Origin of the sequence: Miltoncostaea marina (assembly GCF_018141525.1) — a bacterium.
In the GTDB taxonomy this organism is placed as follows: domain Bacteria; phylum Actinomycetota; class Thermoleophilia; order Miltoncostaeales; family Miltoncostaeaceae; genus Miltoncostaea; species Miltoncostaea marina.
Genome location: NZ_CP064655.1, coordinates 1,532,766 through 1,553,302, shown reverse-complemented (window position 1 = coordinate 1,553,302; position 20,537 = coordinate 1,532,766). Strand labels below are relative to the sequence as shown.

Here is a 20,537-nt window from a genome sequence, read left to right as displayed (position 1 = left end):
GGCGGGAGTATAGACGCGCGACCGGCGGGCCCCCGGCCGGTCACGACGCCGGCGTCGCGCAGACCACCGAGACGGTCACCGTGATGTCGTTCGAGACGTTCGACCGCACGTACACGACCCAGCGGCGCGGCACGCCGTCGCCGTCGGTCGCGATCTCCCCGCCCACGACCTCGCCGTGGCCGAAGTTCTGCAGGGTGGCGATCCCGCCCGTCGCGACGCCGCCGCCCGAGCACTCGTGGCTGACCGGGTAGACGACCCCCGCGTTCGCCGCGACCACCGGCGACGAGGCCTCCACCCGGAACGCGAGGCCGCCGGCGCCGCCGCTCCCCGCGCCCCCCTTCTGGGCGACCAGGTCCCACGCGGGGTTCGTCCCGGGCGCGGTGCCGCCGGCCGCGACCGCGCCGGTCGCGACGTACGAGGAGCCGTCGTGGCGCACGACGTCGTCCTCGGCGTAGGACGTGGCGGCGCTCCACGCGCCGCGCCACGCCAGCCCCGGCGCGCCCGCGGGTCCCTGGGGGCCGGTCGCGCCGGTCGTGCCCCTGGGCCCGGCCGGTCCCTGCGGCCCCTCCGGGCCGGCGGGGCCGGCCGGCCCCTGGGGCCCCTGGGGGCCCTGCGCACCGGTCGCGCCGGCCCGCCCGGCGCCGGCCTCGAGGGCGCCCACCCGCGCCTCGAGCGCCGCCAGGCGGGCGACGACGGTGCGCAGCTGCACCTCGAGGCGCTTGGCCTGCCGGGGCAGCACCTTGAGCTGCTTGGTCAGCTTGACGGTGGCCTGGGTGGCGCGGGCGTGGGGCGCCTGGACGCCGCCGGCGGCGACAGCCTGCGGCGCCGCGACGAGGGCGACGAGCACCACGACGGCGGCGGGGACGACGGAGCGGGCGCTCGGTCGGGGCAACGTGACCTCCTGCGGACGGGGCGACATCCGTCGCCGCACCCGGCGTCGCCGGGGGGAGGCCGCGGCGTGGTGCGCGTCGAGCTGGACATTCCTCTATCGGCAGGGGGCGGCCGGGGCTCGACCCCTCCCGCGATCACGCCGCGAGGGCCGGCAGGGGCTCCCGGGAGCGGGTGGGCGTGAGGAGCGCCGGGTCGGCGACCTCCCAGTAGTTGCGCACCGCCCACGGCAGCACGCGGTCGCTCGCCACGGCCCGCGCGAACAGCGCGAACAGCGGGTCGGGCAGCAGGTCGAGCGCCGTCTGGAGCCGGTCGAGCACGTCGTAGCCGCGCCGGCGCGAGGTGACGAAGGCGCGGTACCGCGACAGCGCCGCGTCGAGCGGCAGCTCGCCGGTGCGCACCCGCTCGGCCAGGCGCCCGGCCACCTGGCCGAACACCAGCGCGGGGCGGATGCCCTCGCCCGAGACCGGCAGGCAGTGCCCGGCGGCGTCGCCGGCCACGAACATGCCGTCGCGCACCGGCTCGCCGAAGCGCGAGGTGAAGTAGCCGCCGTGGCGGCGCTCCGGCTCGCCGAGCCCGTGGCGCTCCAGGAACGCCCGCAGCTCACCGGAGAGGGCCGTCCGGCCGTCGTACGCGGCCAGGCCCGCGCGCACGTGGTCGCCGGCTGGGAAGACCCACCAGAAGCGCCGCCGGCCCCAGCCGGGGCCCACGTAGAAGTGCAGCCCCTCGCCGCGGAACGGCCGGCGCGCCTCCACGCCGAAGCTGCGCCGCCCGGCCCGCGCCCGCCGCCGGGCGGCGCCCGCCGGGGCCGAGGTGCGCCAGCCGGTGGCCTCCACGAGGATCGGCGCCTCGATCGTGCCGGCGCTCGTCCGCACGACCCCCGCCCCGGCCGACGCGATGCGCGCGCGCAGGACGTCGGCGCCGCTGCGCTCGAGCATCTCGTGGCACAGCCGCCGGTAGTCGAACGTGGCGAACGGGAAGAAGCGCATCCGCTGGGTGCGCCGGCGCGTGTGCAGCACGAGGTCCTCGTGCACCTGCTCGATGCACGCCGTCAGGCCCATGTTCTCGAGGCAGGCGAGCGGGACGGCCGACGCCGACGTCTCGCCGTCGCCGATCTCGCCCGAGTCGATCACGAGCACCCTGCCGCCGATCTGGCCCGCCGCGGCGAGGCCGGCGAACGAGCCGCCGCACACCACGGCGTCGTAGTCGCGCGCCACGCTCACCGCCGCCGCGCCACCGGCGCCCGGCCCGCCGCCGCCACGCGCGCCTCGGTGATCGCCGCACGGGCCCGCTCGCGCTCGGCCGCGCCGAGCCGCTCGCCGCGCAGCATCCGCTCCTCCGCCTCGAGCGCGCGCAGGATCTCCAGCCGTGCCTCGCCCGGGTTGCGCGCCGACGCGATCAGGCGCGCGCCCGCGCGCGCCTGGGCGGCGTAGGCGTCGAGCGCCGCGTCGCGCACCGGCCCGTGCGCGGTGTCGACCACCTCGTAGCGCAGCGCCATCAGGTCGCGCTCCCACGACGCCACGGACACGCGGCGCCGCTCCACCTCGCGCGCGAGCCGCCCGCCCATGCGGCCGGCCGCGCCCCCGGCGGTCTCGGCCGCGAGGCGCAGCCGGCCGAGCAGCCGGCGCTTGGCCTCCTCGTTGGCGGGGTCCTCCAGCCAGGCCCGCGCGGCGCGCAGGAGCGCCTGCGCCACGACCGGGCCCTGCCGGCGCGCCAGCAGGGCCGCGAGCGCGAACAGCCGCGGGCCCATCAGGCGCGCCGCCTCACGTGCGCGGGATCACCTCGCCCGTGGCGGGGTCGAGCCGGATGCCGTCCCTGATGCCCTCGCCGGGCGGGGCGCCGATGGTGAGCCAGACGGCCTCGCGGTCGGTGTGGTTCTGGATGCGCCGCGGCGTGTCCTTGTGGAAGCGCAGCCACTCGCCGTCCTGCACGGTGACGGTCTCGCCGTCGACCATGATCTCCTGGGGGCCGCCCGAGACGAGCTGGTAGAGCTCCTCCTGGGTCTGGTGGCGGTGGTAGGCCATCTCGTGCCCCGGGCCGTAGCGCCAGAGGCGGGCCGTCATCGACTCGGCGCCCAGCGCGCCGGCCAGGTCGCGCGACGAGGCCCCGCCGCCGCGGCGCTCCCGCTCCTCGACCTCGCCCGGGTCGATCCTCGTCCAACCGGCCATCCGCTCCCCCTCCCCCTCGGCGTCCCCGCGATCCTACCCCTCGTCGCCGCCGGCCTCCTCGCCGACGATCATCAGCAGCTGCTTGGTCTCGACCTGGGTGCCGGCGGGCACCAGCACCTCCCGCACCACCCCCGGGCGCTCGGCGAACACGCCCGTCTCCATCTTCATCGCCTCGATCGACAGCAGCCGGTCGCCGCGCTCCACCCGGTCGCCCTCGTGGGCGTTGACCGCCACCACGAGCCCCGGCATGGGCGCGGCCACGTGGCTCGGGTCGGCGTCGTCGGCCATCCGCCGCCCGGGCCCGGTGGGCGCGAGCGCGCGGTCGAGCACCTTCACCTCGCGCGGCTGGCCGTTGAGCTCGAAGAAGACCGTGCGCCGGCCCTCGTCGTCGGCCTCTCCGATGGCCAGGAAGCGGACGACCAGCGTCTTGCCGCGCTCGATGTCGACGAACAGCTCGTCGTCGCGCTCGAGGCCGTGGAAGAAGACCGGGGTCGGCAGGATGCCGACGTCGCCGTAGCGGCGCCCGTGCTCGGCGAACTCGGTGAAGACCTTCGGGTACATCAGCCAGCTCGCGAGCTCACGGTCGGAGACGCGCCGCCGCACGGCGCGCTCGGCCTCGGCGCGGGCGGCGCCCAGGTCGACCGGCGGCAGCACCTCGCCGGGGCGGGTGCGCAGCGGCTCGCGCCCGCGCAGCACCTTGCGCTGCAGCGCCTCGGGGAAGCCGCCGTACGGCTGCCCGAGGTCGCCGTGGAAGTACTCGACCACCGACTCGGGAAAGGCGACCTCGTGGTCCGGGTCGAGGACCTGCTCGCGGGTGAGGCCGTTGGTGACCATGTAGACGGCCAGGTCGCCGACGACCTTCGAGGTGGGCGTCACTTTGACGATGTCGCCGAACATCTCGTTGACCTCGGCGTAGGCACGCGCGACCTCCCGCCAGCGGGCCTCGATGCCGAGCGCGCGCGCCTGCTGGCGCAGGTTGGTGTACTGGCCGCCCGGCATCCCATGCTCGTAGACCTCGGAGGCGCCGGCCCGCATGTCGCTCTCGAACCCGGCGTAGTGGGTGCGCACGGCCTCCCAGTACTCCGCCACCCGGGCCAGCGGCTCCCGCGCCAGGCCGGTGTCGCGCGGGCCGCCGCGCAGCGCCTCGACGATCGCGCCGAGGTTGGGCTGCGAGGTGAGGCCGCTCATCGGGTCCATCGCCGCGTCGGCGGCGTCGACGCCGGCCTCGGCGGCGGCCAGCACGGACGCGGCGGCGATGCCGCTGGTGTCATGGGTGTGGAAGTGGACCGGCAGGCCGGTCTCCTCGCGCAGCGCCCGCACCAGCAGCCGGGCGGCCTCCGGCTTGCAGAGGCCGGCCATGTCCTTGATGCCCAGCACGTGGGCGCCGGCGCCCTCCAGCTCGCGCGCCATGCGGACGTAGTAGGCGAGGTCGTACTTGGTCCGCGACGGGTCGGTGAGGTCGCCCGTGTAGCAGATGGCCGCCTCCAGCAGCGCGCCCGACTCGAGCACCGCCTCCATGGCCACCCGCATGTTCGGCACCCAGTTGAGGCTGTCGAAGACGCGGAACAGGTCGATGCCGCCCTCCGCCGCCTGGCGCACGAAGTAGCGCACCACGTTGTCGGGGTAGTTCGTGTAGCCCACCGCGTTGGAGGCCCGCAGCAGCATCTGCAGCAGCACGTTGGGCACGCGCTCGCGCAGCTGGGCGAGGCGGTCCCAGGGGTCCTCGCGCAGGAAGCGCATCGCCACGTCGAAGGTCGCGCCGCCCCAGGCCTCGAGCGAGAACAGCTGCGGCAGGTGGCGGGCGTAGTAGGCGGCCGGGCCGACCAGGTCGTGCGTCCGCACGCGGGTGGCGAGCAGCGACTGGTGCGCGTCGCGGAAGGTCGTGTCGGTGAGCAGCAGGCGGGGCTCGTCGCGCATCCACGCCGCGAAGCGCTCGGGGCCCAGCTCGCGCAGCAGGTCGCGGGTGCCGCGCGGCTCGTCCGGCAGGCGGGGGACGTCGGGGATCACGGGCCGGCGGGCGTGCGCGGGCCGCGGCCGGCCCGCGACCTCCGGGTTGCCGTTGACCAGGACCTCGGCGATGAACGACAGCAGCCGGGTGGCCCGGTCGCGGCGCGGACGGAAGCGGAACAGCTCGGGCGTCTCGTCGATGAAGCGGGTGGTGTAGTCGCCCGCCAGGAAGCGCGGGTGCGAGATCAGCGCCTCGAGGAACGGCAGGTTGGTCTTCACGCCGCGGATGCGGAACTCGCGCAGCGCGCGGTCCATGCGGCGGATCGACTCCTCGTGGGTGGTCGCCCACGCGGTCACCTTCTCGAGCAGCGAGTCGTAGAAGGGCGTGATCACCGCCGACGAGTAGGCCGTGCCGCCGTCGAGGCGGATGCCGAAGCCCGTCGCCTCCCGGTAGGCCGTGATGCGCCCGTAGTCGGGGATGAAGTGGTTCTCGGGGTCCTCCGTGGTGATGCGGCACTGCATCGCGGAGCCGCGCAGGCCGATGTCGGCCTGCGCCGGCACGCCGCTCTCGCGCGAGCCGATCGTCGCGCCCTGGGCGAGGCGGATCTGGGCCTTCACGATGTCGATGCCCGTGACGACCTCCGTCACGGTGTGCTCCACCTGCACCCGCGGGTTGACCTCGATGAAGAAGAACTCGCCCGTCTCGGCGTCGACGAGGAACTCGACCGTGCCGGCGCAGAGGTAGCGCGCCTCGCGCATCAGGCGCACGGCGGCGTCGCAGATGGCGTCGCGCCGCTCGGGCGCCAGGCGCGGCGAGGGGGCGATCTCCACCACCTTCTGGTGGCGCCGCTGGATGGTGCAGTCGCGCTCGAACAGGTGCACCACCCCGCCGTGCGCGTCGGCGAGCACCTGGACCTCGATGTGCCAGGCGCGCTCCACCAGGCGCTCGAGGAAGACCTCGTCGTTGCCGAAGGCCGCCCGCGCCTCGCGCCGCCCGGTGGCGACGGCGTCGTCGAGCTCCGCCGGCGAGGCCACCACGCGCATCCCGCGGCCGCCCCCGCCCCAGCTCGCCTTGACCATCAGCGGGTAGCCGACCTCGCCGGCCAGTCGTCGGACCTCGGCGGGGTCGTCCGGCAGCGCGCCGGTGGCCGGCATGGTCGGCACCCCCGCCCGGCCGGCCAGCGCGCGCGCCTCGACCTTGTTGCCGAGGCGCTCCATCACGCCGCGGGGCGGCCCCACCCAGAGGATCCCCTCGCGCACGCAGGCCTCGGCGAGGTCGGGGTTCTCGGCCAGGAAGCCGTAGCCCGGGTGGATCGCGTCCACGTCGGCGTCGCGCGCCACCCGGATGATGTCCTCGATGCCGAGGTAGGCCCGCACCGGGTCGGCGCCCTTCCCCACCTGGTATGCCTCGTCGGCCTTGAAGCGGTGCAGCGCGAAGCGGTCCTCGAGCGAGTAGATCGCGACCGTCCGCAGGCCGAGCTCGGTCGCGGCCCGGAAGACGCGGATTGCGATCTCGCTCCTGTTCGCCACCAGGAGCTTGCGGATCCGCCGGAGCTCCGGCGGCGCGCTCACAGGTCGCCGAAGAGGACCGGCTCCAGGCCGAGGGTGAGGCCCGGGCGCTGCTCGACGGCCCGCACGGCCAACACCACGCCGGGCATGAAGCTCTCGCGCGACAGCGAGTCGTGGCGGATCGTGAGCGTCTCGTCGGTGCCGCCCAGGATCACCTCCTGGTGGGCCACGAGGCCCGGCAGCCGCACGGAGTGGATGGCCGGCTCGCCCTCCATCAGCGCCGCGGTGCGCAGGGCCGTGCCCGACGGGGCGTCGAGCTTGCGGTCGTGGTGCAGCTCGATGATCTCCGCCTTCGGCATGTGGCGGGACGCCTCGGCCGCGAAGCGCATCATCAGCACGGCGCCCACGGCGAAGTTCGGCGCGATGAGCGCGTTCGCCGGGCCGCCCTCGGCGAGCGCCCGGATCTCGGCCACCTGCTCGTCGGAGAGCCCCGTGGTCCCGATCACCACGTGCACGCCCGCCCCCAGCGCGGTGATCGCGTTGGCGAAGACGCTGTCGGGGACGGTGAAGTCCACCATCACGTCCGGCGTGCCGGCGGCGATGGCGCTCATCAGGTCGGGGTAGCTGTCGGGCTCGCCCTCGAGCACCGGGTCGACCGACATCGCCACGCGCATGTCCTCCTCGCGCGACACGGCACCGACCACGGCGCGGCCCATGCGCCCGGCGGCGCCCGCTACGCAGACCTCGATCACGCAGCCCACCCTACAGCCACGGCGGGCCCGTAGGCTCGCCGGGTGCGCCTGATCCTCGTCCGCCACGGCCAGTCGGAGTGGAACGCCGCCGGGCGCCTGCAGGGCGCGGCCGACCCGCCGCTCTCGGGCGTCGGCCGCCGGCAGGCCGAGGCCCTCCGCCCGCTCGTCGCGGCGCTGCGCCCCGACCTCGCGGTCTCCTCGGACCTGCGTCGCGCGCGCGAGACGCTCGCCCTGCTGGGCCTGGCCGTGCCGGAGCTGCCGCCCGACGCCCGCCTGCGCGAGGCCGACCTCGGCGACTGGACCGCCCGCCTGCCGGTCGAGCTCGGCCCCGCCGATCGCCAGGCCTTCGCCCGCTGGCGCCTGGGCCACGGCGCGCCGCCCGGCGGCGAGCCGTGGCGGGCCACCCGCGCCCGGGTGGCCGCCGCCCTCGCCGACCTGGCCGCCTCCGGCGCGCGCCGGGTCGTCGCCGTCACCCACGGCGGCCCCGTCCGCGCCGCCTGCCAGGAGCTCGCGGGGCTCGACCCGGAGCACCTCGTCCCCGTCCGCAACGCGAGCGTCACCGTCCTCGAGACCGAGCCCGTCCCCCACCTCCTCGGCTTCGGCATGGAGGCGCCGGCGCCGGTCGCATGAGGGACGGGCGCCGCGCCCCGGGGCGCGGTCATGCGCGATTGACGCACCCGGGTCGCGCCAATTGGCGCGACCCGCCGTCGGCGGTCCCCTCCGACTTCGTACGCGGGCGTTCACGGACGGGTCCGCTCGTCCCTCGTCCGGCGCGACAATTGGCGCACGCCGCACGCGCCAATCGCGCGTTCCCCGGCAACCGGGGCTCAGCGGCCTCGGACGACCATGGTCGGCACCGGCGCGACGAGGCCGGACGACGGCGCCGGCGACCGCGGTCACCGGCCCGGAGCGCGACGGCGCGGCGGCCGGGCGGCCCCGCGGGACGCTGCTACGCGGCGGCGAGCTGGGGCGAGAGCGCCGCGACCGCGGAGCGGATGGCGTCGCCCTTCGGCCCGATGGCCGCGACGGACATCGCGTCAGGGTGCCAGTGCTCGCGCGCCAGCGCGATCACGTCGTCGGCGGTGACGGCCTCGACGCGCTCGACGATCTCGTCGATGGTGAGCAGCTCGGTGTCGGTCAGCACGGCGCGCCCGATGCGGTTCATGCGGGTGCTGGAGCTCTCCATGCCGAGCACGAGGCGCCCCTTGAGGTGGTCCTTGGCCCGGCGCAGCTCGTCGGCGGGGAGCGGCTCCTCGCCGATGCGGCGCAGCTCGGCGCCGATGATCTCGCAGGCCACGCCGAGGTTGTCCTCGCGGGTGCCGAGGTAGACGCCCACCTGGCCGGCGTCGGCGTAGCCGACGGCGTAGGAACCCACGGAGTACGCGAGGCCGCGCTTCTCGCGCACCTCCTGGAAGAGCCGGCTGCTCATGGAGCCGCCGAGCACGGTGTCGAGCACCGACTGGGCGTGCCGGCGCGGGTCGTTGCGCGACAGCCCGGGCCCGCCGAGGCAGACGTGGTACTGCTCGGTCGCCTTCTCCTTCACCACGAGGGCCGGCCGGCCCGGCGCGGCGGGCTCGAAGACGCCCTCGCTGCGCTGCGGGGAGACCTCGCGCAGCAGCCGCTCGGACAGCTCCAGCACCCGCTCGTGGGCCACGTTGCCGGCCGCGGCGACCACCATGTTCGGCGCCGTGTAGTGGCCTCGGTGGTAGTCGCGCACGACGGCCTCGGTGACGCCGCCGATGACCTCGGCGGTGCCGATCACCGGGCGGCCGAGCGCCTGGTCGGGGAACACGGCCTCGCTCGCGAGGTCGTGGATCTGGTCCTGCGGGTCGTCCTCGTACATCGCGATCTCCTCGAGGACCACCTCGCGCTCCTGCTCGAGGTCGCGCATCACCGGCCGCTGGGCCATGTCGGCGAGCAGCGGCATCGCCCGGTCGAGGAGCTCGTCGAGCACCCGGCAGTAGAGGACCGTGTAGTCCTTGCCGGTCGCCGCGTTGACCTCGCCGCCGAGGGCGTCGAAGGCCTGGGCGATCTCCTCGGGCGAGTGGGTCGGCGTGCCCTTGAAGAGCATGTGCTCGAGGAAGTGCGAGATCCCCGCCTCGGCCGGCCGCTCGAAGCGCGAGCCGACGCCGATCCAGACGCCGACGGCGACGGAGCGCACGCCCGGGATGGACTCCGTGACCACACGGAGCCCTCCCGAGGTGACGCCGAGGACCGGCGCCGGCGCGGCGGAGGCGGGGATCGCGGGCACTACTCGGCGGCCGTCAGCCGGCGCCGGCGCCGGCGCGGGCGCTCGCCGTCGCCCCCGGAGCCGTTGTCGCCGCCCTCGCCCCCGCCGCCGTCGACGTCCTCCATGCCGACGATCCGCAGGCCGATGCGGCCGCGCGCCTTGTCGACCTCGACGACGGTCACGTCGACCGTGTCGCCGCGGTTGATCACGTCCTCGACCTTCTCCACCCGGCCGCGGCCGAGGTTGGAGATGTGCAGCAGGCCGTCGACGCCCTTCGTGAGCTCGACGAACGCGCCGAACGTGGTCGTCTTGACCACCTTGGCGCCCATGTAGGTGTCGCCGACCTCGACGTCCTTCGTCATGGCGCGGATGGCCTCGACCGCGGCGTCGGCCTTCTCGCCGTTGACGCCGTAGACCTTGACCGTGCCGTCGTCCTCGATCGAGATCTCGACCTCGTAGTCGGCCTCCAGGCCGCGGATGGTCTCGCCGCCCTTGCCGATGACGGTGCCGATCCGCTCGGGGTCGATCTGGATCGCCGTGATGCGCGGCGCCCAGGCCGACAGCTCCTCGCGCGGGCCGGACAGCGTCTGGGACATGATCCCGAGGATGTGCTCGCGACCGGCCTTCGCCTGGGCGAGCGCGTCGCGCAGGATCTCGAAGGTCACGCCGGTGATCTTGATGTCCATCTGCAGGGCGTTGATGCCCTTCTCGGTGCCGGCCACCTTGAAGTCCATGTCGCCGAGGTGGTCCTCGTCGCCCTGGATGTCGGAGAGGATGATGTAGTCGTCACCCTCCTTGATGAGGCCCATGGCGATGCCCGCCACCGGCCGGGTGATCGGCACGCCGGCGTCGAGCAGCGCCAGCGTGGAGCCGCAGACCGAGGCCATCGACGAGGACCCGTTGCTCTCGAGCGTCTCCGAGACGAGCCGCAGCGTGTACGGGAACTCCACGTCGTCCGGGATCATCGGCAGCAGGGCCCGCTCGGCGAGCGCGCCGTGGCCGATGTCGCGGCGCTTGGGGCCGCGCATGAAGCCGGTCTCGCCCACGCTGTAGGGCGGGAAGTTGTAGTGGTGGATGTAGCGCTTGCTGGTCTCGATGCCGAGGCCGTCGATGCGCTGCGCCTCCTTGGTGGTGCCGAGCGCGAGGCTCGTGAGCACCTGGGTCTCGCCGCGGGTGAACAGGCCGGAGCCGTGCACGCGCGGCAGCACGCCCGCCTCGCAGGCGATCGGGCGGATCTCCTCGGCGGCGCGGCCGTCGGGGCGGTGCTTGTCGACCGCGATGCGGCGGCGGATGAGGCTCTTCTGGAGCGCGTCGAAGGCGCGGCCGAAGGCGGCGACCTCCTCCGGGTCGGCGTCGGCGCCGACCACGGCCTCCTGGGCGGCGGCGCGCACGGCGGCCACCTTGTCGCGGCGCAGCAGCTTGGCCTGCTCCGAGGTGGCCTCGGCCAGGTCCTTGCCCGCGGCCGTCTCGATCTTCGCCGAGAGCGCCTCGTCGACCGTCACCGGCGCGACGTCCCACTTCTCCTTGCCGGCCTTCTTCACCAGCTCGAGCTGCACCTCGCAGAGCGACCGGATCTCCTCGTGGGCGATCTGGAGCGCCTCGAGCATCGTCTCCTCGTCGACCTCCTTCGCGCCGGCCTCGACCATCGAGATGGCCTCGGCGGTGCCGGCGACGACCAGGTCGAGCTCGGAGTCCTCGGTCTCCTGCAGGGTCGGGTTGATGATGAACTCGTCGCCGATCAGGCCGATGCGCACGGCGCCGATCGGGCCGGCGAACGGCAGCTCCGAGATCATCAGCGCCGCGGAGGCGCCGTTGAGGCAGAGGATGTCGAACGGGTTGACCTGGTCGACGGACAAAACCGTCGCGATGACCTGGGTCTCGTTGCGGTAGCCCTTCGGCCACAGCGGCCGGATCGGCCGGTCGGTCATCCGCGCCGTCAGCGTGGCCCGGTCGCTCGGGCGCGACTCGCGCTTGATGAAGCCGCCGGGGATCTTGCCCGCGGCGTACATCCGCTCCTCGACGTCGACCGTGAGCGGGAAGAAGTCCGCCCCCGGGCGCGGCTGCTGCGCGCCGACCGCCGTCACCAGCACCACCGTGTCGCCCGACCGGACGACGACCGCCCCGTTGGCCTGCTTCGCGAGCTTGCCCGTCTCGAAGCTGATCGGCGAGTCGCCGACCTGCGCGGTCACTACCTCTACACCCATGTCACGTCCCTTGTCCGCCCCTGGCCACTCGGCCGGGGCCCTCGTGCCCGCGCCACCCGGCGCCGGGCTTCATCGTCGGCGCGCGCTGCGCGGCCGCGCGGCATCTACCTGCGCAGCCCGAGCGTCTTCGTCAGCTCGCGGTACCCGTCCAGGTCGGTCCGCTGCATGTAGTTCAGCAGCCGCCGGCGGCGCCCCACCATCTGGAGCAGCCCACGTCGCGAGTGGTGGTCCTTCTTGTGGCTCTTCAGGTGCTCCGTCAGCTGGTTGATCCGCTCGGTGAGGATCGCAACCTGGACCTGCGGGGAACCCGTGTCGCTCTCGTGCCTGCGGTGGGTCGAGATGACCCCCTGCTTGGCGTCCTTGTCCAGCATCTCGTCTCCTGTCTCAGCCGCGGCGCAGCCTGGGCCGCACCGGGTCGCTCGTCGTCGCGCCCGGGGGAGGTGCGTGCACGCTGCTCGTACCCCGGACGTGCGCCGACCCTAGCAAACGCCCGCCCGCGCCTTCCGCCCGGGGGCGGAGCCGGGGGCGCCGCATCCCGGCCCGCCGTCCAATGGACGCGCCCGCGCCCGCCCGGCAGGCTGCGCCGGCCTCCCCCGCCCGGGGGTCCCGGAGGCGCCGGACGCACCACCACGCCAGGGGAGGATCCACAGGTGCCGTACACACCAGAGGAGGCGATCGCACTCGCCGAGAAGCTCGGGCCGCTGCACGGCCTCGGCCCGCACCAGCTCCCGACGACCATCTTCGACGCGATCCTGAACGGCCTGGAGGAGTGCCAGGCGGTGCTCGCGGCGATGCCGCAGCAGGACACGCCCTCGCCGCTCGTCGAGTACGTGCCCGTGCGCACCGTCGAGCCCGGCGCGAAGGGCTGGGGCTCGTGACGCCGCCGGTCGAGGCGCCCGCGCCGTCGGTCAGCCGGCGGGACTTCGTGAAGGGCGCGGCGGCCGCCGCGGCCGCGGCGTCGGTGCTCGCCGCGCCCGTGCCGGGGCTCGGCGCCGCGGTGAAGAAGCCCAAGCCGGGGCCGAAGCTGCCCGACGGCCCCCTCCACGACCTCCAGATCTCCGAGGCCGCGCCGCTCGTGGCGTCGGGCCGGCTGTCGCCGGTCGACATCGCGCTCGCGTTCCTCGAGCGCATCGAGGCGGTCGATCCGCGGGTGCAGGCGTTCGTCAACCGCTACCCCGACGCCGACATCCTGGCCCAGGCGCGCGCCGCCGAGCGCCTCCTGCGCCGGGGGCGGCACCTCGGCCCGCTGCACGGCATCACCGTGGCCCTGAAGGACATCTACCTCACGCAGGGGTACGTCACGGAGGGCAACTCGAAGCTCTACACGGGCTACGTGCCGCCCTTCGACGCCGAGTCGGTCGCCCGGCTGAAGGCCGCGGGCGTCACGATCATGGGCAAGGTCGGCACGAGCGAGCTGGCCACGGCCACCGCGTCGGCCGCCCGCAACCCCTGGGACCTCGAGCGCACGCCGGGCGGGTCGAGCTCGGGGTCGGCCGCCGGGCTGGCAGCCTCGGAGTTCATGGTCGGCATGGGCACCTGCACGGGCGGCTCCATCCGCGGCCCGGCCGCCAACTGCGGCCTGTCGGGCTTCAAGCCGACCTACGGCACCGTGAGCCTGCACGGCATCCTGCCGCTGGCCTGGTCGATGGACCACCCGGGGCCGCTGTGCCACTCGGCGCTCGACTGCGCGCTGGTGGTCGACGCCGTCGGCGGCGCCGACCCGAAGGACCCGCTCAGCCGGCCCGTGAAGCGCTACTCGCTGGCCAAGCGCCTGCTGGCCGCGCCGTCGCGCAAGCCGCTGCGCGGCGTGGTGGTGGGCGTGCCCGCGGCGGACGACTTCCTGCGCGGTGTGCCCAACGACGACGAGCTCGCGGCCTTCGAGGAGGCCGTGACGGTGGTGAAGGCTCAGGGCGCGACGGTCCGCACGGTCACCACCGAGGTGCTCCTGCCCGGCCTGACCAGCGTGTCGTCGTTCTACGACATCATCCGCAGCCACGAGGTGGCGGCCTACCAGCACGTCAACCTGGTCACCCAGCCGCAGAACATGTCGCAGGCGTACATCGACCGGGTGGCGCCCGGCGTGCTGATGCCCGGCCACGCCTACTCGCAGGCCCAGCGGGTGCGGCGCCTGTGGATCGAGCGCTTCCTGCGCGTCTTCCAGGAGGTCGACGTGCTGATCCACCCCGCCGACAACATCGCCGGCCTGATCGCCGGCGGCGGCACGCCCTCGGCGCGCCGGTCGAGCGGCAGCAAGACGAACATCTGGAACCTGTCGGGGGCCCCGGCCATCGCGATCCCCACCGGGATCTCCGGCGCCGAGGGGATGCCGCTCTCCATGCAGTGCGCCGCCGCCCCGGGCGACGACGCGCTGGCCCTGCTGGTGGCCCACGGCTTCCAGATGGCCACCGGGTTCCACACGCTGCGCCCGGCGCTCGAGGTGCGTTGACCCCTCGGGGGCGGGACGCCCCGGCCCCGAGGGGTCCGCCCTACCCCTCGGGGGCGGTCACCCCGCCGGCCAGCTCGCGCACCCGGGCGACGTCCTCGCGCACCTGGGCGAGCAGGGCGTCCGGCGAGTCGAAGCGGCGCTCGTCGCGCAGGCGCTCGATGAAGTCGATGCGCATCGACTGGCCGTAGATGTCGCCGCCGTCGTGGTCGAGCAGGAAGGCCTCCAGGCGCAGTGTGGAGCGGGCGTCGGCGGCCGTGAAGGTCGGCGCCACGCCGATGTTGACGGCGGCGGCGCTGCGGCCGCCGGCCAGCACGGCCCGGCAGGCGTAGACGCCCCGGCTGGGCAGCGCCGAGTCCGCGGGGATGTCCAGGTTGGCCGTCGGGATGCCCATGCCCCGGCCGCGGCCCTCGCCGTGCACCACGACGCCCTCGACCGAGTGCATGCGGCCGAGCAGCGGGATCACCTTCGCCACCTGCCCGGTCGCCACCAGCCGGCGGATGCGGGTCGATGAGACCGGCTTGCCGTCGTCGCTGTGCACCATCGGCGGCCACTCGACGTGGAGTGCCCGGGAGCGGCCGAACTGGGCCAGCATCTCGACGGTTCCGGCGCCGCCGTGGCCGAAGCGGAAGTTCTCGCCCACCACCACCGCGTCCGCGCCGACCGGCGGCGAGACGAGCATCTCCGCGAAGCGCTCGGCCCGGATGCGGGCGAACGCGCGGGTGAACGGCACCACCAGCAGCTCGTCGACGCCCAGGCGCTCGATGAGCTGGCTCTTGAAGCCGATGTGCGTCAGCACGCCCGGCCGCAGCTCGGGGCGCAGCACCGCGATGGGCTGCGGCTCGAAGGTCATCGCCATGCACGGCAGGCCGCGCTGCGCGGCCAGCTCCATGGCCCGGCCGATCACCGCCTGGTGGCCGACGTGCACGCCGTCGAAGGTGCCGATGGCCAGCACCCGCCGCGGGCCGCCGAGGGGCAGGTCGCCGAGGGAGTTGTACCGCCTCACCGGGGCTCCGGGTCCTCGATGACCACCGCGGGGCGCAGCGCGCCGTCCGCCGCCGGCTGCGCCACGGCCACCAGCCGACCGCCGGCCAGGAGCGCCACGGGCCCGTCCGCCGGCGCGCCGGGCCCGGCCGCCACGGCGCCGCCGTGGCGCACGCGCGCGGCCTCCTCGCCCGACAGCTCGCGCGCCGGCAGATGGGCCAACGCCGCGCGGGGGTCGAGGCCGCCGGCCCCGCCCACCTCGTCGGGCGCGACCGCGTCCGCCACCGCGAGCCCGCCGACGGCGGTGCGCCGCAGCGCCTCGCAGTAGGCGCCGCAGCCGAGCCGGGCGCCCACGTCCGCCACGAGCGTGCGCATGTACGTCCCCGAGCTGACGCGTGCCTCGACGGTCACCCGCCCCCCGCCATGGTCCTCGGCCAGGCGCAGCTCGTGCACCACGATCCCGCGCTCGGGCGCCTCGACCTCCTCGCCGCGGCGGGTGCGCCGGTAGAGCCGCTCCCCGCCCACCTTGACCGCCGACAGCGCCGGCACGCGCTGGCGCTGGGCGCCGACGAAGCCCGGCAGTGCCGCGGCGACCGCCTCGGCCGTGGCGGGCTCGCCCGCCGCTTCGATCGGGCCCTCGGGGTCGCCCGAGGCGGAGGTCCAGCCGGTGCGCATCGTGGCCAGGTACGTCTTGTCGAGGCCGGTGAGGTAGGGCGCGAGGCGCGTGGCGCGGCCGGTCATCACGACCAGCAGCCCCGTGGCGAACGGGTCGAGCGTGCCGGCGTGGCCGACCTTCGTGCGGCGCGGCAGACGGCGCCGGACGGCCGCGACGACGTCGTGCGAGGTCGGCCCCGCCGGCTTGTCCACGAGCCAGACGGCCGGCGCGACCCGGACGGCGGACGCGGGCTCAGGCACCGGCCCCGTTGGCGTCCAGGCGCTGGGCCATGCGCTCGTCGAGCCACGCCAGCAGGTCCTCGGGCGCGCGCCGGGTGCTGAAGCCGGCCGCCGCGCGGTGGCCGCCGCCGCCCTCCTCGCGGGCGATCGCCGAGACGTCGACCGCCGGGTCGACCGTGCGCAGCGAGACGCGCCAGCTCCCGGCCGGGCCGGCCTGGCGGACCAGGGCGGCGGCGGCCACGCCGCGCACGCCCCGCATGGTCTCGACGATGCCCTCGGTGTCGTCGCCCCCCGCGGCCGAGAAGTCGTCGGCGGTCAGCACGGCGGCGAGCACGCGGCCGCCGGCCAGCGGGCGCGCCCGCTCCAGCGCCCGGCCCATCAGGAGCAGCCGGTCGAGCGGCTGCTCCTCGTACAGGCGGCGGGACATCGCCGACGGGTCGACGCCGGCCTCCAGCATCGCCGCGGCGATCCGGTGCGACCGCGGGCTCGTGTTGGTGTAGCCGAAGCGCCCGGTGTCGGTGACCAGCCCGACGTACAGCGGCTCGGCCACCTCGCGGGTCACCGGCAGCCCGGCCTCCTCCAGCACGCCGAACAGCACCTCGGCCGTGCTGGACGCCGCCGGCTCGATCAGGTTGAGGTCGCCGAAGCGCGTGTTGTCCTGGTGGTGGTCGATGTTGACCACCAGCCGGGCGCGCTCGTGGACCGGCTCGTGCCACATGCGCAGCTCGCTGGCGCAGTCGACCGCCACGAGCACGCGCTCCGCCACGTCGTCCGGCGGCGCCGGCGCGATCGCCTCGCCGGCCGTCGGCAGGAACGCGAGGTCGCCCGGCACGGCCGGCACGTCGGCGTGGGCCAGCGCCACGTCCGCGCCCGCCGCCCGCAGGGCGCGCGCGAGCCCCAGCATGGAGCCGATCGCGTCGCCATCGGGGTTGTGATGGGAGGTCACGACGAAGCGCTCGCCCGGACGCGTCAGCACCTCCGCCACCTCGGCCGCCGACGCGTCGCGCCGCGTGCGCTCCCTCATGCACCCTCCTCGGGCCTCGTGACCTCGTCGATGAGGCGCGTCAGCGCCACCGCGTCCTGTTGGGAGCTGTCGTAGTGGAACGTCAGCTGGGGCGTGTGCCGCGAGCGCAGCTCGCGGGCCAGGCGCGCCTGCAGGACCCCGCGCGCCGACTCGAGCGCCTCCTGGCTCGCCTCGCGCTCGGACTCCTCCAGCGTGGTGAACCAGACCTTCGCCTCGCGCACGTCCTGGGTCGCCTCGACGTGCGTGATCGTCACGAACCCGAGGCGCGGGTCGGACAGCTCCCGGCCCACCGCCTCGGCGAGCACCTGGCGCAGCGCCGTGTCGACGCGGCGCATCCGCGTGCTGCGCGGGCGGCGGGCCATCAGGTCCAGGCCTCCGCGCCGTCGGGCTCGACGGCCACCAGCTCGTGCGCCGAGCCGACCACCAGGAAGGCCTCGTCGGCGTGCAGCCAGCGGGCCGCGTCGGCCAGCCGCTCCTCCGTCTCGCCCGCCTCGCGGCCCACGAGGGCCAGGGTCAGCCGGGCGCGCTGCCACAGCTCGTGGTGGTCGACCTCCGCCACGGCGCAGGCGAACCGCCGCACCAGGGCGTGCTTCAGCCGGAGGAGCTCCTTGCGCTTACCCTTCAGCGAGGAGCCCTCCGGCAGGTGCAGGTCGACGGTCAGGATGCCCACGAAGCCGCAGCCCATGGCGACGGGCGCCTACTCGTCGCCGGCCGGCTCGGGGGCCGGCGCCGCCGCCGGGGCGGCCGGCGCGGCCGCCTGCGCGGTGCGGGCCACCTCGCGCAGCTCGAAGACCTCGAGCGCGTCGCCCTCCTTGACGTCGTTGAAGTCCTCGACGAGCACGCCGCACTCGAAGCCCTGGGCCACCTCGCGGGTGTCCTCGTTGAAGCGCTTCAGCGAGGCGATGCGGCCCTCGTGGACCACGGTGCCGTCGCGCACCACGCGCACGCGCGCGCTGCGCCGGATGACGCCGTCGGTGACGTAGCAGCCGGCGATCGTGCCGATGCGGCTGGCGCGGAACGTCTGGCGCACCTCGAGGTGGCCGATGACGTCCTCCACGATGTCCGGCTCCAGCAGGCCGACGAGCGCGTCGCGCACGTCCTCGATGGCCCGGTAGATGACCCGGTAGGTGCGGACGTCCACGCCCTCGCGCTCGGCGAGCACCCCGGCCTCCGGCCGCGGGCGCACGTTGAAGCCGATGATGACCGCCTCGGACGCCGAGGCCAGCATCACGTCCGACTCGGTGATCGCGCCGACGCCGGTGCGGATGACGTTGAGGCGCACCTCGGTCTGCTCGACCTTGTTGAGCGCGTCCTCCAGGGCGCCGACGGAGCCCTGCACGTCGCCCTTGATGATGATGTTGAGCTCCTTGAGCCCGCCCTCCTTGATGCGCGCGAAGAGGTCGTCGAGCGACACGGGGCGCCGGTTGGCGAGCTCCTCCGCGCGCAGGCGCTGGTTGCGCTCGGCGGCGCGCTGGCGCGCCTCGCGCTCGTTCTCCACCACCCGGAAGCGCTCGCCGGCGTCCACGACGCCGCCGAGGCCGAGGATCTCGACGGGCACGGAGGGCGCCGCGGCCTCGATCGCGGCGCCGGTGTGGTCCGCCATCGCGCGCACGCGCCCGTAGACGTCGCCGGCCACGATCACGTCGCCGATGCGCAGGGTGCCGCGCTGCACGAGCAGCGAGGCGACCGGACCGCGGCCCGGGTCGAGGCGGGACTCGATGACGGTGCCGGAGGCCTCGGGCTTCGGGTTGGCCTTCGGCTCGGCGTCCGCGTCGGCCACCAGCAGCACGGTCTCGAGCAGCGAGTCGATGCCCGTGCCCTCGAGCGCCGACACCTCGACGAACTCGTGGGTGCCGCCCCACTCGGAGGGGATGACCTCCTGCTGGGAGAGCTCCTGCTTGACCCGATCCGGGTTGGCGCCCGGCTTGTCGATCTTGTTGACCGCGACCATGAACGGCACCTCGGCCGCCTTGGCGTGGTCGATCGCCTCCACCGTCTGCGGCATGACGCCGTCGTCGGCGGCCACCACGATGACCGCGACGTCGGTGATCTTGGCGCCGCGGGCGCGCATGGCGGTGAACGCCTCGTGGCCCGGGGTGTCCAGGAAGGTGATCTCCCGGTCGCCGTGGTGCACCTGGTAGGCGCCGATGTGCTGGGTGATGCCGCCCGCCTCGCCCGCCGCCACCTCGGTGGAGCGGATGGCGTCGAGCAGGGAGGTCTTGCCGTGGTCGACGTGGCCCATGACGGCCACGACCGGCGCGCGCGGCTGCAGGTCGGCGGGGTCGTCCTCGAACTCCTCGGCCCGCTCGGCCTCCTCCTCGGCGTGGACGATGTCGACCTTGCGCTCGAGCTCCGCGGCGATCAGCTCGATCGCCTCGTCGCTGAGCGACTGGGTGATGGTGGCCAGCTCGCCCAGGCCCATCAGCAGCTTGATGATCTGCGCGGTGCCGATCCCGAGGATCTCGGCGAAGTCCTTGACGGTCGAGCCCGAGGGCACGTCGACCGGCGGCATCTCCGAGGGCGGGATGACGACGGCCGGCTTCTCCTCCTGGCGCGGGCCGCCCCCGCGACCGCGGCGGTCACGCTGCGGCGCGGGCCCGCGGCGACCGGCCTGCGGGTCGATTACCACGCGGCGGCGCTTGCCGCGCGGGCCGCCGCCGCCGGGACCCCCGGGGCCGCCGGGGCGACCGGGACCGCCGCCGGGGCGACCCGGGCCGCCGGGACCGCCGCCGGGACGACCGGCGGGGCCGCCGGGGCGGCCGCCGCCGTTGCCGGCCGGGACCGGCGGCGGACGGTAGATCGGGGGCTTCGGGGGGCCCGGCACGCCGCGGCGCGGCGGCGTGGGGGCGGGCGCCCCCTGGCGGGCCGTCGGCTGCTCCGGCGCGGCCGGCTCCGGCGCGGCGGGGGCCTCCGGCGCGGGGGCCTCGGCGGCGGGCCGCTCGGGGGCGGCGGGCGCGGCGGGGGCCTCGGCGGCGGGCCGCTCGGGGGCGGCGGGCGCGGCGGGGGCCTCGGCTGCGGGCGCGGGCGCCTCCGGGGCGGCCGGGGCGGCCGGCTCAGCGGGGGCCGCGGGCGCGGGGGCGTCGGGCGCCGCGGGGGCGGGGGCGGGGGCGGGCCGCGCCGGGGCGGGGGCCTCGGCGGCGGGGGTCTCCGCCGGGCGCGCCGCGGCGGGCCGCGGGGAGGGCCGCGCCGGGGTCTCGGCGCGCGGGGCGGCGGGCGCCTCGGCGACGGGCGCCTCGGGCGTGGCGGCGCGCGGCTTGCCGGGACGGGCCTGGCGCGGCGGGCGCGCGGGCTTCGGCGGCTCGGGGGCGCGCTCCGGCTTGGGGTAGCGGTTGGGGTTGAGGACGTGCAGGGCCTCGGCCACGTCAACCGTCGACGACGCCGTCTTGACGTCGACGCCGGCCCGCTGCAGCCGCTGCAGCAGGAGGGAGCTCGGAAGCCCCTCCTCCTTGGCGATCTCGTAGATCCGCTTCTTCTCCATCACGTCCCCCAATGGT

The 20,537-nt window shown here is 75.6% G+C and carries 18 protein-coding genes; 3 read left to right on the top strand and 15 right to left on the bottom strand.

Annotated features, from left to right (window positions below; genetic code table 11):
• Window positions 1-40 precede the first annotated feature (40 nt).
• The 6 genes from ITJ85_RS17350 to dapB all read right to left on the bottom strand — a co-directional run bounded on the left by ITJ85_RS17350 (window position 41) and on the right by dapB (window position 7,264).
• A complete protein-coding gene (locus tag ITJ85_RS17350; protein ID WP_217915792.1) occupies window positions 41-892 on the bottom strand; it encodes a collagen-like protein in 852 nt (283 codons plus the stop codon).
• A 133-nt stretch (window positions 893-1,025) separates the two neighbouring features.
• A complete protein-coding gene (locus ITJ85_RS07790) occupies window positions 1,026-2,111 on the bottom strand; it encodes a geranylgeranyl reductase family protein (protein ID WP_217915791.1) in 1,086 nt (361 codons plus the stop codon).
• On the bottom strand, window positions 2,108-2,638 hold the full coding sequence (locus tag ITJ85_RS07785) for a hypothetical protein (RefSeq protein ID WP_217915790.1): 531 nt from the start codon (window positions 2,636-2,638) through the stop codon (window positions 2,108-2,110). Before ITJ85_RS07785 ends, ITJ85_RS07790 begins: the two co-directional genes overlap by 4 nt.
• A gap of 13 nt (window positions 2,639-2,651) precedes the next feature.
• Entirely contained in the window at window positions 2,652-3,056 is a 405-nt protein-coding gene (locus ITJ85_RS07780; RefSeq protein ID WP_217915789.1) for a cupin domain-containing protein, read from the bottom strand.
• A gap of 33 nt (window positions 3,057-3,089) precedes the next feature.
• The gene (gene pyc / locus ITJ85_RS07775; RefSeq protein ID WP_217915788.1) at window positions 3,090-6,575 is read right to left on the bottom strand and encodes a pyruvate carboxylase; all 3,486 of its coding nucleotides are present in this window, start codon (window positions 6,573-6,575) and stop codon (window positions 3,090-3,092) included.
• The gene (dapB, locus tag ITJ85_RS07770; protein WP_217915787.1) at window positions 6,572-7,264 is read right to left on the bottom strand and encodes a 4-hydroxy-tetrahydrodipicolinate reductase; all 693 of its coding nucleotides are present in this window, start codon (window positions 7,262-7,264) and stop codon (window positions 6,572-6,574) included. The genes pyc and dapB overlap by 4 nt, the downstream gene beginning before the upstream one ends.
• 42 nt (window positions 7,265-7,306) lie before the next feature.
• Between dapB and ITJ85_RS07765 the strand changes: the two genes are divergently transcribed.
• Window positions 7,307-7,894 (top strand): histidine phosphatase family protein, encoded by a 588-nt coding sequence (locus tag ITJ85_RS07765; protein WP_217915786.1) that lies wholly within the window; start codon window positions 7,307-7,309, stop codon window positions 7,892-7,894.
• 319 nt (window positions 7,895-8,213) lie between these two features.
• On the opposite strand, the gene ITJ85_RS07760 is transcribed toward ITJ85_RS07765, so the two are convergent.
• The 3 genes from ITJ85_RS07760 to rpsO all read right to left on the bottom strand — a co-directional run bounded on the left by ITJ85_RS07760 (window position 8,214) and on the right by rpsO (window position 12,066).
• Complete coding sequence (locus tag ITJ85_RS07760; RefSeq protein WP_217915785.1) at window positions 8,214-9,449, bottom strand: M16 family metallopeptidase; 1,236 nt, start codon at window positions 9,447-9,449, stop codon at window positions 8,214-8,216.
• A 65-nt stretch (window positions 9,450-9,514) separates the two neighbouring features.
• On the bottom strand, window positions 9,515-11,698 hold the full coding sequence (locus tag ITJ85_RS07755; protein ID WP_425517099.1) for a polyribonucleotide nucleotidyltransferase: 2,184 nt from the start codon (window positions 11,696-11,698) through the stop codon (window positions 9,515-9,517).
• 104 nt (window positions 11,699-11,802) lie between these two features.
• The gene (rpsO, locus tag ITJ85_RS07750) at window positions 11,803-12,066 is read right to left on the bottom strand and encodes a 30S ribosomal protein S15 (RefSeq protein WP_343233006.1); all 264 of its coding nucleotides are present in this window, start codon (window positions 12,064-12,066) and stop codon (window positions 11,803-11,805) included.
• A 282-nt stretch (window positions 12,067-12,348) separates the two neighbouring features.
• Here rpsO and ITJ85_RS07745 point away from each other — a divergent pair, with 282 nt between their 5' ends.
• Window positions 12,349-12,576 (top strand): hypothetical protein, encoded by a 228-nt coding sequence (locus ITJ85_RS07745; protein ID WP_217915782.1) that lies wholly within the window; start codon window positions 12,349-12,351, stop codon window positions 12,574-12,576.
• Window positions 12,573-14,144: an amidase gene (locus tag ITJ85_RS07740; protein ID WP_217915781.1), complete on the top strand. Its 1,572-nt coding sequence runs from the start codon at window positions 12,573-12,575 to the stop codon at window positions 14,142-14,144. The genes ITJ85_RS07745 and ITJ85_RS07740 overlap by 4 nt, the downstream gene beginning before the upstream one ends.
• A gap of 40 nt (window positions 14,145-14,184) precedes the next feature.
• Here ITJ85_RS07740 and ITJ85_RS07735 read toward each other — a convergent pair whose 3' ends face one another.
• The 6 genes from ITJ85_RS07735 to infB are packed head-to-tail and all read right to left on the bottom strand — an operon-like array spanning window position 14,185 to window position 20,524.
• Window positions 14,185-15,147, bottom strand: coding sequence for a bifunctional riboflavin kinase/FAD synthetase (locus tag ITJ85_RS07735; RefSeq protein WP_217915780.1), 963 nt, complete (start codon window positions 15,145-15,147; stop codon window positions 14,185-14,187).
• Window positions 15,144-16,040, bottom strand: a complete 897-nt coding sequence (gene truB / locus ITJ85_RS07730; protein WP_217915779.1) for a tRNA pseudouridine(55) synthase TruB — start codon at window positions 16,038-16,040, stop codon at window positions 15,144-15,146. Before truB ends, ITJ85_RS07735 begins: the two co-directional genes overlap by 4 nt.
• Window positions 16,033-17,043: a DHH family phosphoesterase gene (locus ITJ85_RS07725; RefSeq protein WP_217915778.1), complete on the bottom strand. Its 1,011-nt coding sequence runs from the start codon at window positions 17,041-17,043 to the stop codon at window positions 16,033-16,035. The genes truB and ITJ85_RS07725 overlap by 8 nt, the downstream gene beginning before the upstream one ends.
• On the bottom strand, window positions 17,040-17,405 hold the full coding sequence (gene rbfA, locus ITJ85_RS07720) for a 30S ribosome-binding factor RbfA (RefSeq protein WP_217915777.1): 366 nt from the start codon (window positions 17,403-17,405) through the stop codon (window positions 17,040-17,042). The genes ITJ85_RS07725 and rbfA overlap by 4 nt, the downstream gene beginning before the upstream one ends.
• Window positions 17,405-17,728, bottom strand: a complete 324-nt coding sequence (locus ITJ85_RS07715) for a DUF503 domain-containing protein (RefSeq protein WP_217915776.1) — start codon at window positions 17,726-17,728, stop codon at window positions 17,405-17,407. The genes rbfA and ITJ85_RS07715 overlap by 1 nt, the downstream gene beginning before the upstream one ends.
• A gap of 12 nt (window positions 17,729-17,740) precedes the next feature.
• The gene (gene infB / locus ITJ85_RS07710; protein WP_246496376.1) at window positions 17,741-20,524 is read right to left on the bottom strand and encodes a translation initiation factor IF-2; all 2,784 of its coding nucleotides are present in this window, start codon (window positions 20,522-20,524) and stop codon (window positions 17,741-17,743) included.
• Window positions 20,525-20,537: the final 13 nt, after the last annotated feature.